Genomic DNA, 12,767 nt, shown 5'->3' with positions numbered 1-12,767 from the left:
GCGCGGACCCTCGGGCAGCAGGGTCTTTTTCGCCCCGTGTCTTCCCTGATCAGCCTTGAAAGGGCGACCCCATGCACCGTTACCGCTCCCACACCTGCGGCGCGCTTTCGACCGCCGAGGTGGGCCAGATTGTCCGCCTCTCCGGCTGGTGCCACCGCATCCGCGACCACGGCGGCGTGCTCTTCATCGACCTGCGCGATCACTACGGCCTTACCCAGGTGGTGGTGGACCCGGACAGCGCGGCCTTCAAGGACGCCGAGAAGGTGCGATCCGAATGGGTCATCCGCATCGACGGCAAGGTGCGTCCGCGCCCCGAGGGCACCGAGAATCCGGACCTGACCACCGGCGCCGTGGAGGTCTATGCCCTCGAGCTGGAAGTGCTCGGCCCGGCGGCGGAGCTGCCGCTGCCCGTGTTCGGCGACGTGGAATATCCGGAAGAGACGCGGCTGAAGTACCGCTTCCTCGACCTCCGCCGCGAGAAGCTCCACCGCAACATCATGACCCGTGGCGCCATCATCGACGCCATGCGCCGGCGCATGAAGGATCAGGGCTTCTTCGAGTTCCAGACGCCCATCCTCACAGCCTCCTCGCCGGAAGGCGCGCGCGACTTCCTGGTGCCCTCGCGCCTGCATCCCGGCAAGTTCTACGCCCTGCCACAGGCACCGCAGCAGTACAAGCAGCTCATCATGATGAGCGGCTTCGACCGCTACTTTCAGATCGCCCCCTGCTTCCGTGACGAGGACCCGCGCGCCGACCGCCTGCCCGGCGAGTTCTACCAGCTCGACCTGGAGATGAGCTTCGTCGAGCAGGAAGACGTGTTCGCCGCCATGGAGCCGGTCATCACCGGCGTGTTCGAGGAATTTGCGGGCGGCAAGCCGGTGACCAACAACTGGCCGCGCATCCCCTATGCAGAGTCGCTGCGCAAGTACGGCACCGACAAGCCGGACCTGCGCAACCCTCTCGTCATGCAGAACGTGTCGGACCACTTCCGCGGCTCGGGCTTCAAGGTGTTCGCCCGCATGCTGGAGGTGGAGAAGAACGAGGTGTGGGCCATTCCCGGTCCTGGCGGCGGTTCGCGCGCCTTCTGCGACCGCATGAATTCGTGGGCGCAAGGCGAGGGCCAGCCGGGCCTCGGCTACATCATGTGGCGTGAAGGCGGGGAGGGCGCAGGTCCTCTCGCCAACAACATCGGCCCCGAGCGCACCGAGGCGATCCGCCAGCAGCTCGGCCTCAAGGCCGGCGACGCCGCTTTCTTCGTCGCGGGCGACCCGGACAAGTTCGTGAAGTTCGCAGGCCTCGCCCGTACCAAGGTGGGCGAGGAGCTGAACCTGATCGACAAGGACCGCTTCGAGCTGGCCTGGATCGTCGACTTCCCCTTCTACGAATATTCGGAGGAGGAGAAGAAGGTGGACTTCTCCCACAACCCCTTCTCCATGCCGCAGGGTGGGCTGGAAGCGCTGAACACGCAGGACCCGCTGACCATCAAGGCGTTCCAGTACGACATCGCCTGCAACGGCTACGAGATCGCCTCCGGCGGCATCCGCAACCATCGCCCCGAGGCCATGGTGAAGGCGTTCGAGCTGGCCGGCTATGACGAGGCGACCGTGGTGGAGCGGTTCGGCGGCATGTACCGCGCATTCCAGTACGGCGCGCCGCCCCATGGCGGCATGGCGGCGGGCGTGGACCGCATCGTGATGCTCCTGTGCGGCACCACCAACCTGCGTGAGATCTCCATCTTCCCCATGAACCAGCAGGCCCTGGACCTGCTCATGGGCGCGCCCAACGAGGCGAGCCCCAAGCAGCTGCGCGAACTGCACATCCGTCCTGCGCCGCAGCAGAAATGATGCAGTCCCCCAGTTGGGGGAGAAGCGCGGCCGCGCCGAAGCCGATATAGATTCTCTTCGGGACGCATCGCGGGACGAACCGCGGGCGCTCCCGGGAGGATTAAGATGCGGTTCGCCTATCCGATGCTCGTGGCCGCGGCACTTGCGGTCCAGACACTCACCTTTTCGGCCGGCGCCGCAGCCGATGAGGCGTCCGACAAGGCCGCGCTGGCGCGCCAGGTGGTCGACCTCGCGGTCGTGCCGGGCCTCGAAAAGCATTTCGGCCGCATGATCGGCCAGGCGGCGGAGAAGATCCCCGCCGACAAGCGGGACGCCGCACGTGAGGTGCTCACGAAAGAATCCGCCAGCATCCGGGAGGATCTCGTGGGGGTCTTCGTCGGCTACTATGCGGACGCCTACACGCTGGCCGACCTGAAGGAACTGGCCGCTTTCTACACCAGCCCCCTTGGGCGGAAGATGGTGCAGGTGCAGGAAAATCCGCCGGAATCGGTCAATATGGCCGTCCAGCAGCAGATCGTGAAGCTGGTGGCGTTCCTGAGCGCTGCGACCGGCGCCCCCCGGTGAGGGGCGCCGTCTGACCCACCGTCAGTCGATCGACGGCCTGCGCGCCGTCAGGGCGCCGTGGCGGTCGCCTCGAAGGTGAAGGTTTCCAGCAGCACCGTCGGGTCGCCGGAGGAGGCGAGGGCGATCAGCGGCACGAACCCCTTCGGCTTCGCCGTCACCTTCAGCGTCCCCGGATTGCGCAGGAAGGACACCAGGGCGGCACCCACCGGGGCCATCTCCGGCATGCCTTCCTCCATCTCGGCCGCGAAGCTTTCGGCCAGTGCCACCACCTGCTCGCGATAGTCCGCCTCGCTCACCCCGGCGGCCTTGGCGAACTGGGCGTACATCAGCTTGGCGAGCCCGAGGTCGGTCAGCGTCACCGTTACTGGCCCCGCGCCAATCGCCGGCAATTCGTTGATGAAGCCGCCGGCATCGGCGAAGGCGGACTGCGGCACGTCGGAGAGGGTGGTCTCGATGGTGACGCGGAAGGCGTCCTTCACCTCGGTGGTGATGGGCGCCAGCGTCAGGGTGCTCTCGTTGATGTCGTAGAATGCCTTGGCGCCAAGCGAGACGGTGGCGCGCTTGATCCCCGCGTTGATGAGATAGGTGAAGGGCTCGCCATCCTCCGGCCGGATCGGCCCGGACACGTCGGTCAGCGCGAAGTCCACATAGGACGGCAGCACCCCGAGCGATCCACCCCAGGACAGGGAGAAGTTGCCGATCTTCACCGGCTCATTTTTCGCATCCCCCTCACCGTAGGGCACCTCGAGGTTCTTGATCTCGATGCCCGAGATCACCCGGAACAGCACCAGCGCCGTGGTGGGGGAGGGGCTCTGCGCCTCGGCGGCGAGCGCCGCGAGCTGGTTGAAATCCAGCTGACGCACCGCAATGCGCCCGATCTTGCCAGCGCCGCCGTCGGGCGTCGTGCCGTCCGCCCGCTCCAGCACGAATCCGTCGAGCACGCCGTTGGCAAGGCCATCCATGCGCACCAGGCCGATATGGCCGGTCTCGCCATTGTCCTTGGTGTAGGCTTCGGTGAGCGCAACAGTCGTGAAGGAGAGGCCGCCGATGGTGTCACGCAGCAGTTCGGCGGCGCGGCGGCTGTCCTCGACGGAGGGATTGGCCGGCGGCTTCGCCATGAGGGCCTGGAATTTCGCAAGCCGCCCCGCATCGAAGGCCGAGGGGCGGATGGCGAAATTCTCCATCAGCATGGAAGCGCCGCCCTGCGTGGGGCCGTTTTCCTGGGTGATGACATAGGGGCCGGTGACCACCTTGCCGTAGATGCGCCCGTAGGCATCCGCGGCCTTGCCGACGGGGCCGCCCGGCTGGGTCATCAGCAGCAGCGGAGCGGTGTCGATCTGCGCGGCGACCAGCCCCTCGATGCGCAGGCTGACCTTCGCCGGTGCAGCCTGCCCATCGGCGGGGGCGGCTGCCGGCAGGACATAAGAGGCGGTCGAGCGATCGATGATGAGGCTGCGGATCGCGCCTGCATTGATGCCCTCGGCGGCGAGATTGGTGTAGGTCGCCTCCATGGGCGGGGCGCCGGCCGGTGCCATGCGGACGCGGGTCTCGGGGATCGTCACCTTGGCGGCCGTCGTCGCCGCCAGCTGGCGCAGCGCCACGCGCAAGGCACCGTAGGCGCCGCCGCCCTCACCGGCGGCGATCAGCGTCATCGGGCCATTGTAGCGGTCGATCATCACCTGCGGCAGGTTGTAGGTGATCGTGCCGCCCTGCGCGGCGTCACCGCTGAGCGTCACTTCCACGCTGTCGAGGTCGAGGGCTTCCAGCGTCACCCGCCGGTCGATGGGCTTCTCGCTGCCCCGCGCGACGAGGCGCGCGATCTTCACGGCGGCAGAGCCGTCCGCCGAGGCGATGGCGATCCCGGAGACGGTCACGGCGCGGCCGGCCGGGTCGAAGCCGGCATCGGTGAAGGAGGCCTGGCTGCCTGCCGCGCGGATGCCGGCGAACGCCTGATCCACCTCCGCCCGCACCTTGGCCCGCGACCAGGCGGCGAAGCCGAACCAGCCGCCCGCCGCCAGCACGGCGACGATACCGACCGCAACGGCAACCCTGGTCCAGATCCCGCGCCCCGCCTTCCCCTCGCTCATGTCCATTCCTTTCGGGCATCCGCCCGCATCAGACCCGCCGCCCCAGCGGCCGCAAGACCAAATCGCAGGCGCCCAAATCACGGGCCCGCACAAGGCCTGCCCAAGATCGCGTCACCTGCGCCCCTCAGAGCCGCCATGCGTGCGCAACATAACCTAATTTGTGCGGTCCACCGTGACATAAGCATGCGTGGCAGTTAGGTTGCGGCCCGATTTTCCGCGACGTTCGTTATTCACGAAGGGGGAGGGGCATGGCGTCCAACATTTCCGAGGATCTGCGTTCGGGCGCACTTTATTACCATCGCACGCCGCGGCCGGGAAAGCTTGAGATCCAGGCCACCAAGCCCCTCGGGAATCAGCGCGATCTCGCCCTCGCCTATTCGCCCGGCGTCGCCGCCGCGTGCGAGGCCATCGCCGCCGATCCGCTGCAGGCCGCCGAGCTGACCATCCGTTCGAATCTCGTGGGCGTCGTCTCCAACGGCACCGCCGTGCTCGGCCTCGGCAATATCGGCCCCCTCGCCGGCAAGCCGGTGATGGAGGGCAAGGCCGTCCTGTTCAAGAAGTTCGCCGGCATCGACGTGTTCGACATCGAGATCGACGCCCTGACCGTCGAGCGCATGGTGGACGTGGTGAGCGCGCTGGAGCCCACCTTCGGCGGCATCAACCTTGAAGACATCAAGGCGCCCGAGTGCTTCGAGGTGGAAGCCCAGCTGCGCCAGCGCATGAAGATCCCGGTCTTCCACGACGATCAGCACGGCACCGCCATCATCGTCGCCGCCGCGGTGCGCAACGCGCTGGAGATCGGCAATCGCAAGATCGAGGATCTCAAGATCGTCACGTCGGGTGCCGGCGCGGCCGCGCTCGCCTGCCTTGGCCTCCTCGTCACGATCGGCGCGAAGAAGGAGAACATCTGGGTCACGGATATCGAGGGCGTGGTCTATGACGGCCGCAACACCCTCATGGATCCCTACAAGGAGATCTACGCCCAGAAGACCGACAAGCGCACCCTCGACGAGGTGATCGAAGGCGCGCACATCTTCCTCGGCCTCTCCGCCGGCGGCGTGCTGAAGCCGGAGATGGTGAAGAAGATGGCGGACAAGCCGCTCATCCTCGCCCTCGCCAATCCCATGCCCGAGATCATGCCCGAAGCCGCCCGCGAGGCGCGGCCGGACGCTATGATCTGCACCGGCCGGTCGGACTTCCCGAACCAGGTCAACAACGTCCTGTGCTTCCCCTACATCTTCCGCGGCGCGCTGGATGTGGGCGCCACCGACATCAACGCCGAGATGAAGATGGCCGCGGTGGAAGCCCTCGCCGCCCTCGCCCGCGAGACGCCCTCGGACGTGGTGGCTCGCGCCTATGGCGGCGAGACCCGCTCCTTCGGTGCCGATTCGCTCATTCCCTCGCCGTTCGATCCGCGCCTCATCCTGCGCATCGCACCGGCGGTGGCGAAGGCGGCGATGGACACCGGGGTCGCGACGCGGCCCATCACCGACATGGACGCCTATATCGACCGGCTGGACACCTTCGTGTTCCGCTCCGGCTTCATCATGCGTCCGCTTTTCGCCAAGGCGAAGAAGAGCATCAAGCGGGTGATCTATGCCGAGGGCGAGGATGAGCGCGTGCTGCGCGCCGTGCAGGCGGTGGTCGAGGAAGGCATCGCCCGGCCCATCATCGTTGCCCGCCCGAGCGTGGTGGACACCCGCCTGAAGCGCTTCGGCCTCTCCATCCAGCCCGGCCGCGACTTCGACCTCATCAACCCCGAGGACGATCCGCGCTACCGCGACTACGTGCGCGATTACGTCGAGGTGGCCGGCCGCCGGGGCGTCACGCCTGATGCCGCCCGCACGCTCGTCCGCACCCATCCCACCGTGATCGCGGCCCTGGCCGTCCATCGCGGCGAGGCGGATGCAATGCTTTGCGGCATCGAGGGTCGCTTCGTGCGCCACCTGCGGCAGGTGCGCGACATCATCGGCCTCGCCCCCGGCGTCAAGGAACTGGCGGCGCTCTCGCTGCTCATCACCTCCAAGGGCAATTTCTTCATCTGCGACACGCAGATCCAGACCGAGCCCACCGCCGCCGACCTTGCCGAGATGACGGTGCTGGCCGCCGCCCACGTCCGCCGCTTCGGTCTGGAGCCGCGGGTGGCGCTGCTGTCGCACTCCAATTTCGGCAGCCACGAGACGCTTTCGGCCAAGCGCGTCCGTTCCGCACTCTCCATCATCCGCGAGCGCGACCCGCACCTGCAGGTGGACGGAGAAATGCAGGCGGATGCTGCACTTATGGAAGATGTGCGCAAGAAGTCCTTCCCCCACTCCAGCCTCTCCGGAGTGGCCAACGTGCTGGTGATGCCGGACCTCGACGCGGCCGATATCGCCTTCAATATGATCAAGGTGCTGGGCGATGCCCTCCCCGTCGGGCCCATCCTCATGGGCACCGCCAAGCCGGCCCACATCCTCGGCCCGTCGGTGACGACCCGCGGTGTCGTCAACATGACCGCCGTGGCCGTCGCCGAGGCGCAGACGGACTGACAAGCCTCTGTAAGCAAAGGCATTCCTCCTCTCCGCGCGGGAGGAGGAATGCCTTTGTCAAAGGCTCTTGCCGGCCGGATTCAGCGCGATGGCGGGGGGCCGAGTATGCCCGCGGTATAGCGCTCGATCAGGGCGCTGAAGGGGGTGCCGTCGGGCAGGGTCAGCACCGCCCGATGGCTCAGCACGAAGGCGGGCAGGGGCAGCGGGGCGCCGGGGGCTGGCTTGAAACCGGTCTCGTCGGCCGGCATCCACAGCACTGTGGAATCGAGGGTTTTCCGCCGGAAATCGAGCGGTTTCACCACCTTGCCGAACGGGGTACCGGTGGTGTCCAGCACCTGGTTCATGTCGGGTGTCAGCTTTTCCGGCAGATAGAAGTTATCCGCCTCCGACAAAACCGTGGGTCCGCACACGAGGCGCACCCGGCGATGCCGCACCGGCGTGTCGGGTCCGGCACCGAGCAGCGCGCGCACCTCCGGGGGGGCGGCGCCCTCCCGCTCGTAGACCCGCTCGGCCACCACCTTGGATGGATCGGAGATGCCCCGGGTGGCGCACCAGCGCTCCAGGGTGGCGGTGGCGCTCGGATGGGCGAGGAGGTCGGCGTTCAGCGCCTCCACCAGCTCCTGCGCCTGCTGGCGGGCGGAGGCGGTATCCGGCCATTGGGCCTCCAGCGCGTGGGCCGGCACCATCAGGCAGGCGGCCAGCATCAGCGGCACCAGCAGCGGCAGGCCGGACGGGAAGCCGGGCGGAAACATGGGAACGCACCCTCCAGAGCGGCGCGCCAGCGCGCCACCCCTCTCCATACCGCAGCGCGAAGCCGCTTTCCATGGCGCGCGCCGCTCCACCGGCGGCATGAGACAGCAGCACGCAGCGCAAGCGCGTTCGGGACGTGGCCCAAACCTTCAGGCATGACGTATAATGGCCTTGGAATGACCCTTGTCCCCGACCATCTCGCCGCTCTCTACGACAGCACGCAGGTGCTTGTGGCGGCTTATGATTCCTTCGACCGGCTGCGCTATGCGAATGCCGCCTTCCGGGCCGCCTTCGGCCTCGCGCCGGGCGAGGAGGCGACCTGGGCGGAGATCATGCGCCGCAACCATGCCGAGCGGCGGGGCACGGTCATCACCGCCCCGGATTTCGACGCCTGGCTGGTCTCCACCCTCTCCCGCCGCGGCAAGGTGCCCTACCGCGCCTTCGAGACCGACCTCTACGACGGACGCTGGCTGCTGATGACCGAGAGCGTCTCGGCCTCGGGCTGGATGCTCTGCATCGCCAGCGACATCACGGCCCTGAAGGCCGACGGGCGGGATGTGCGCCAGGCCCGCGACCGCGCCATCAAGGAGGCGCAGACCGACGACCTCACCGGCATCGCCAACCGCCGCTTCATCACCGCGCGGGTGGACGACATGCTCGCGCCCGGCGCCCTGGGCGGGGCGCTGTGCGTGCTGGACCTCGACAATTTCAAATACATCAACGACCTCGTCGGCCACCTCGCGGGCGATGCGGTGCTCCGCGACTTCGCCGCCCGCATCAACGGCCTCATCCGCCGCAAGGATTGCTTCGGCCGCATCGGCGGCGAGGAGTTCGTGCTGGTGCTGCCGCAGACCTCCGCGGCGGAGGCGGTGCTCATCGTCGAGCGGATGCTGTCCGTGGTGCGCCAGTCGCGACCGCTGCCGCAATGGCCGGATTTCGCCTATACCTTCTCCGCCGGCGTCGCCACGGGCGGGCCGGGCACCACCTTCACCGATCTCTATGGCCGCGCCGACCGCGCGCTCTACATGGCCAAGATGGCCGGCCGAAACCGCATCATGGTCGACGGCGAGGCGCCGCCCGCGGCGATGGCGGCCCGCGGGTAGGCGGTTCCAAGGTAGGTCGCGGCGGCCGGAAGGCGCCCTCGCCTCACCCGAAAGCAGGGGGCAAACGGGGCAAATCCATCGCCCACCGTGGCCAGGCTTGCGCTATGCTCGGCCGGGCCATGTTCAATATCCGTGACTTCGGAAGCCTGGGCGCCGAAGACGGCGCGCTGGACATCATCGCCCGCATCCGCGCCCTCTATGAGGCGACGCCGCTGCTTGTCGGCCTCTACGATCCCGACGACCGGCTGCGCTATGCGAACCCCGCCTGCCGCGCCACCTTCGGCCTTCCGGAGGGCGAGTTCCCCACTTGGGAGGAACTGGTCCGGCGCAGCCATGCGGCGGGGCATGGCATCGTCATCAGGTCGGACGATTTCGAGACCTGGCTCGCCTCCGCCAAGTCGCGGCGGGGCAAGGTGCAGTTCCGCAGCTTCGAGAGCGATCTGAAAGATGGGCGCTGGCTGCTGGTCAACGAGACCATGGACGCGGACGGCTGGATGCTCACCGTGGGGGTGGACGTCACCTCCTTCCGTGTCGACACGCGTCACATCAGGCAGGCCCGCGACCACGCGCTGCGCGCCGCCTATACGGACGAGCTGACCGGCGTCGCCAACCGCCGCTTCGCTATCCACCGCGCCAACGAGATGATGGCGCCGCACGGCCCCGGCGGCACCCTGTGCGTCATCGATATCGACAATTTCAAGCAGGTGAACGACCGCTTCGGCCACCAGACGGGCGACGTGCTGCTGCGCGCCTTCTGCGCCCTGATGGCCGGCGCCATCCGCCGCTCCGACTGCTTCGGCCGGGTGGGCGGCGAGGAATTCGTGCTGGTGCTGCCCCGGACCGACCTTGCGGACGCCGAGCGCCGCGTCGCCGACCTCCTCGCCCGCGTCCGCGCCTCCCGCCCGCTCCCCGAACTGCCGGACTTCACCTACACCTTCTCCGCCGGCCTCACCTTCGCTCCCCCCGGCGACACCTTCTCCGACGCCTACGGCCGCGCCGACCGGGCGCTGTATCAGGCGAAGATGGACGGGCGGGACCGGGTGAGGGTGGGGTGAGATTTATGGGAATTTAGTCCTTGACAGCGTGACGCTGCCTGGGTATCTTTTCCCCATGTTCGAGACGTGTGCCTGACGGCCGAGGCCGGTGGCGCGGCTCCCGCCCACATCATGATTTGGCGTTCCGCACACCGTCGTGGTCCGGCTTGACCGGACCACCCATGGCGCCACGCGCGCTGGCGGCCAAGGGTTCGCGCTGGCGGAAACAATAGGCCCTCCGGTCGAGCCGGAGGGCGACGGCGGTTTCGGTGTTCGATGTTCCTGCTCACGTCGTGGTCCGGCTTGACCGGACCACCCATGGCGCCGCATGCGCTGGCCGCCAAGGGTTCGCGCCGGCGGAAACAATGGCCCTCCGGTCGAGCCGGAGGGCGACGGCGGTTTCGGTGTTCGATGTTCCCGCTCTCGTCATGATTTGGTGTTCCGCGCACCGTCGTGGTCCGGCTTGACCGGACCACCCATGGCGCCGCATGCGCTGGCCGCCAAGGGTTCGCGGCGGCGGAAACAATGGCCCTCCGGTCGAGCCGGGGGCGACGGCGGTGCGTGAGCGGGGCGTGCCCTCTCCGCCGGTCTGGCGCCCCGCCCCTCTCCACCCATCCCTCCTCATCCCAGAGGTCCGCCCATGGATCAGCCTCACGGCAGCGCCGTGCCGTCCGCGCGTCCGGCGCGGGGGGCGCTGGCGCGGCGGCTTTATCTGGAGGGGGCCAGCATGGCGGAGATCCGCCGGCAGACCGGCCTCTCCAGCGCCACCGTCTATTACTGGATCGACCGCGAGATGGGGCCGGACGGCACTTTCCTCTTCAATCCCGTGCCGCGCCGCACCGCGCATCCCGTGGGCGGGCAGCCGGCGAAGACGCGCGCCGAAAAGCCCTCCGGCAAGCCGGACCGGCGCGGTCTGCTCAAGCGGCTGTGGCGGGCGGCGGAGCGGCAGATCGACGAGATCGAGGGCCGCCTCGCCCGCACCGCCGACCCCGGCGACGAGGCGCCCCGCCCCGAGCCCGAGAAGGACGCCCGCGCGCTGGCGGTTCTCGCGCGCACCCTGCGCGAACTCACCGCGCTGGAGGCCGAGGCGAAGAAACGGCGCAAGGCGAAGGACCAAGATGGAACCGTCCGCGACCTCGACACCTTCCGCCGCGAGCTTGCGCGCCGCCTTGATCGCCTGCACGAGGGCGGGGACGGCTCGGGCGTTTCTTGAGGCCCTGCCCGAGGACGACGCCGGCCGCCTCCTCGCCGACTGGGCCCTGTGGGCGCGGCCGGACCAGCTTCCCCCCGCCGAGGCGCAGGGCGGCGGCCTCTGGTCCACCTGGCTGGTGCTGGGCGGGCGCGGCGCCGGCAAGACGCGGGCCGGCGCCGAATGGGTGCGCGGCCTCGCCTCCGGAACCGCGCCCTTCGCGGCGGCCCCGGTGAGCCCCATCGCGCTCATCGCCGAGACCATGGCCGATGTGCGCGAGGTGATGGTGGAGGGCGTCTCCGGCGTCCTCGCCGTCCATCCGCGCGGCGAGCGTCCGCGCTGGGAGCCGACGCGCCGCCGGCTCGTCTGGCCCAATGGCGCGGTGGCGCAGGGCTTTTCGGCGGAAGACCCGGAAAGCCTGCGCGGCCCGCAATTCGCCGCCGCCTGGCTGGACGAGCTCGCCAAGTGGAAGCGCGGCGAGGCCACCTTCGACATGCTGCAATTCGCCCTGCGCCTCGGCACCCACCCGCGCCAGATGGTGACCACCACGCCGCGCCCCACCGCACTGCTGCGCCGGCTCCTCGCCGATCCCGCCACGGCAGTGAGCCGGGCGAAGACGGCGGACAATGCCTTTCACCTCGCGCCGACCTTCCTCGGGCAGGTGATGTCGCGTTATGGCGGCACCCGCCTCGGCCGGCAGGAGCTGGATGGCGAGATCATCGAGGACCGGCCGGACGCGCTGTTCTCCCGCCCCCAATTGGAGGCGCTGCGCGAGGCCGAGGCCCCGCCGCTCGCCCGCATCGTGGTGGCGGTGGACCCGCCCGCCTCCTCCCGCGCTGGCGCCGATTCCTGCGGCCTCGTCGCGGCGGGCGTCGATGCGGCGGGGGTGGTGCATGTGCTGGCGGATGCCACCGAGCAGGGCCTGCGCCCGGCCCAATGGGCGGCGAAGGCGGTGGCGCTGTTCCATCGCTTATCCGCCGACCTTATCGTCGCCGAGGTGAACCAGGGCGGCGAGATGGTGCGCGCCGTCATCGCCGAGGTGGACCCCGCCGTCCCGGTGGAGCAGGTGCGCGCCACACGCGGCAAGTTCCTGCGCGCCGAGCCGGTGGCCGCCCTCTATGAGCAGGCCCGCGTCCGCCACGCCGGCGCCTTTCCGGAGCTGGAGGACGAGATGTGCGACTTCGGCACCGACGGACTCTCCTCCGGCCGCTCGCCCGACCGGCTCGACGCGCTGGTGTGGGCGGTGACCGCGCTGGCGCTCGGCCCCAGGGCCGGCGCGCCGCGGGTGCGGGGGCTCTAGGCCGTCCTTCTCCCCTCTCCCCTTGCGGGAGAGGGGCCGGGGGTGAGGGGGGTGGCGCCGCGGTCCCCGGCGATCCCGACAAAGGGAAAGACTACCCCTCACCCCAGCCCTCTCCCGCAAGGGGAGAGGGAGCCAGACTGCGCCTTCGGCGGCCGCTTGTGCTGGGTCGCGGCTCGCGTTCCGCCGGCGCCGTGCTATGCCCCTTGCGTGGCATCCAGAATACGTCCATCATGTGCCTACAAATGAGGCTGCATGACAGCGTTGTGTGCAGACATTTGCCTTCCCTTGGCCCTCTCTGCCCCGTCTGGAGCCATGAGACATCATTGGAAAGCATTTTTCGCACGTCATGAGCCCCATTGCGGCTCCGT

9 protein-coding genes are annotated in these 12,767 nt (G+C 69.0%); 7 read left to right on the top strand and 2 right to left on the bottom strand.

Annotated features, from left to right (window positions below; translation table 11 throughout):
• Positions 1-71: 71 nt before the first annotated feature.
• Together aspS and ACT54R_RS17845 are read left to right on the top strand one after the other, a co-directional pair.
• Positions 72-1,844 (top strand): aspartate--tRNA ligase, encoded by a 1,773-nt coding sequence (gene aspS / locus ACT54R_RS17850; RefSeq protein WP_476328506.1) that lies wholly within the window; start codon positions 72-74, stop codon positions 1,842-1,844.
• Positions 1,845-1,949: 105 nt separating this feature from the next.
• Positions 1,950-2,408, top strand: coding sequence for a DUF2059 domain-containing protein (locus ACT54R_RS17845; RefSeq protein ID WP_476328504.1), 459 nt, complete (start codon positions 1,950-1,952; stop codon positions 2,406-2,408).
• A gap of 47 nt (positions 2,409-2,455) precedes the next feature.
• On the opposite strand, the gene ACT54R_RS17840 is transcribed toward ACT54R_RS17845, so the two are convergent.
• Positions 2,456-4,495 carry a hypothetical protein gene (locus ACT54R_RS17840; RefSeq protein WP_476328502.1) on the bottom strand — a complete coding sequence of 680 codons (2,040 nt, stop codon included), beginning with the start codon at positions 4,493-4,495 and terminating at the stop codon, positions 2,456-2,458.
• Positions 4,496-4,743: 248 nt separating this feature from the next.
• On the opposite strand from ACT54R_RS17840, the gene ACT54R_RS17835 reads away from it, so the two are divergent.
• Positions 4,744-7,023, top strand: coding sequence for an NADP-dependent malic enzyme (locus tag ACT54R_RS17835; RefSeq protein WP_168459211.1), 2,280 nt, complete (start codon positions 4,744-4,746; stop codon positions 7,021-7,023).
• 80 nt (positions 7,024-7,103) lie between these two features.
• Here the strand turns inward: ACT54R_RS17835 and ACT54R_RS17830 are convergent, their stop codons facing one another.
• Positions 7,104-7,775, bottom strand: a complete 672-nt coding sequence (locus ACT54R_RS17830; RefSeq protein WP_476328500.1) for a hypothetical protein — start codon at positions 7,773-7,775, stop codon at positions 7,104-7,106.
• 174 nt (positions 7,776-7,949) lie between these two features.
• On the opposite strand from ACT54R_RS17830, the gene ACT54R_RS17825 reads away from it, so the two are divergent.
• The 4 genes from ACT54R_RS17825 to ACT54R_RS17810 all read left to right on the top strand — a co-directional run bounded on the left by ACT54R_RS17825 (position 7,950) and on the right by ACT54R_RS17810 (position 12,399).
• Entirely contained in the window at positions 7,950-8,876 is a 927-nt protein-coding gene (locus ACT54R_RS17825; protein WP_476328498.1) for a diguanylate cyclase, read from the top strand.
• A gap of 119 nt (positions 8,877-8,995) precedes the next feature.
• The gene (locus tag ACT54R_RS17820; RefSeq protein ID WP_476328496.1) at positions 8,996-9,931 is read left to right on the top strand and encodes a GGDEF domain-containing protein; all 936 of its coding nucleotides are present in this window, start codon (positions 8,996-8,998) and stop codon (positions 9,929-9,931) included.
• A gap of 619 nt (positions 9,932-10,550) precedes the next feature.
• Positions 10,551-11,123: a terminase gpP N-terminus-related DNA-binding protein gene (locus tag ACT54R_RS17815; protein WP_476328494.1), complete on the top strand. Its 573-nt coding sequence runs from the start codon at positions 10,551-10,553 to the stop codon at positions 11,121-11,123.
• Positions 11,029-12,399: a DNA-packaging protein gene (locus tag ACT54R_RS17810; protein ID WP_476328492.1), complete on the top strand. Its 1,371-nt coding sequence runs from the start codon at positions 11,029-11,031 to the stop codon at positions 12,397-12,399. The genes ACT54R_RS17815 and ACT54R_RS17810 overlap by 95 nt, the downstream gene beginning before the upstream one ends.
• The last annotated feature ends 368 nt before the right edge of the window (positions 12,400-12,767 follow it).

It is taken from the genome of Xanthobacter sp. DMC47 (assembly GCF_056313845.1).
The sequence above is the reverse complement of the archived record's forward strand: the minus strand, read 5'-3'. Positions and strand labels throughout refer to the sequence as shown.

Excerpts from the sequence above, each read along its gene's own strand:
- ACT54R_RS17845 (WP_476328504.1), top strand. The coding sequence starts at position 1,950 with ATGCGGTTCGCCTATCCGATGCTCGTGGCCGCGGCACTTGCGGTCCAG.
- ACT54R_RS17820 (WP_476328496.1), top strand. The coding sequence starts at position 8,996 with ATGTTCAATATCCGTGACTTCGGAAGCCTGGGCGCCGAAGACGGCGCG.
- ACT54R_RS17840 (WP_476328502.1), bottom strand. The coding sequence starts at position 4,495 with ATGAGCGAGGGGAAGGCGGGGCGCGGGATCTGGACCAGGGTTGCCGTT.
- ACT54R_RS17830 (WP_476328500.1), bottom strand. The coding sequence starts at position 7,775 with ATGTTTCCGCCCGGCTTCCCGTCCGGCCTGCCGCTGCTGGTGCCGCTG.
- ACT54R_RS17825 (WP_476328498.1), top strand. The coding sequence starts at position 7,950 with ATGACCCTTGTCCCCGACCATCTCGCCGCTCTCTACGACAGCACGCAG.
- ACT54R_RS17815 (WP_476328494.1), top strand. The coding sequence starts at position 10,551 with ATGGATCAGCCTCACGGCAGCGCCGTGCCGTCCGCGCGTCCGGCGCGG.
- ACT54R_RS17810 (WP_476328492.1), top strand. The coding sequence starts at position 11,029 with ATGGAACCGTCCGCGACCTCGACACCTTCCGCCGCGAGCTTGCGCGCC.
- aspS (WP_476328506.1), top strand. The coding sequence starts at position 72 with ATGCACCGTTACCGCTCCCACACCTGCGGCGCGCTTTCGACCGCCGAG.
- ACT54R_RS17835 (WP_168459211.1), top strand. The coding sequence starts at position 4,744 with ATGGCGTCCAACATTTCCGAGGATCTGCGTTCGGGCGCACTTTATTAC.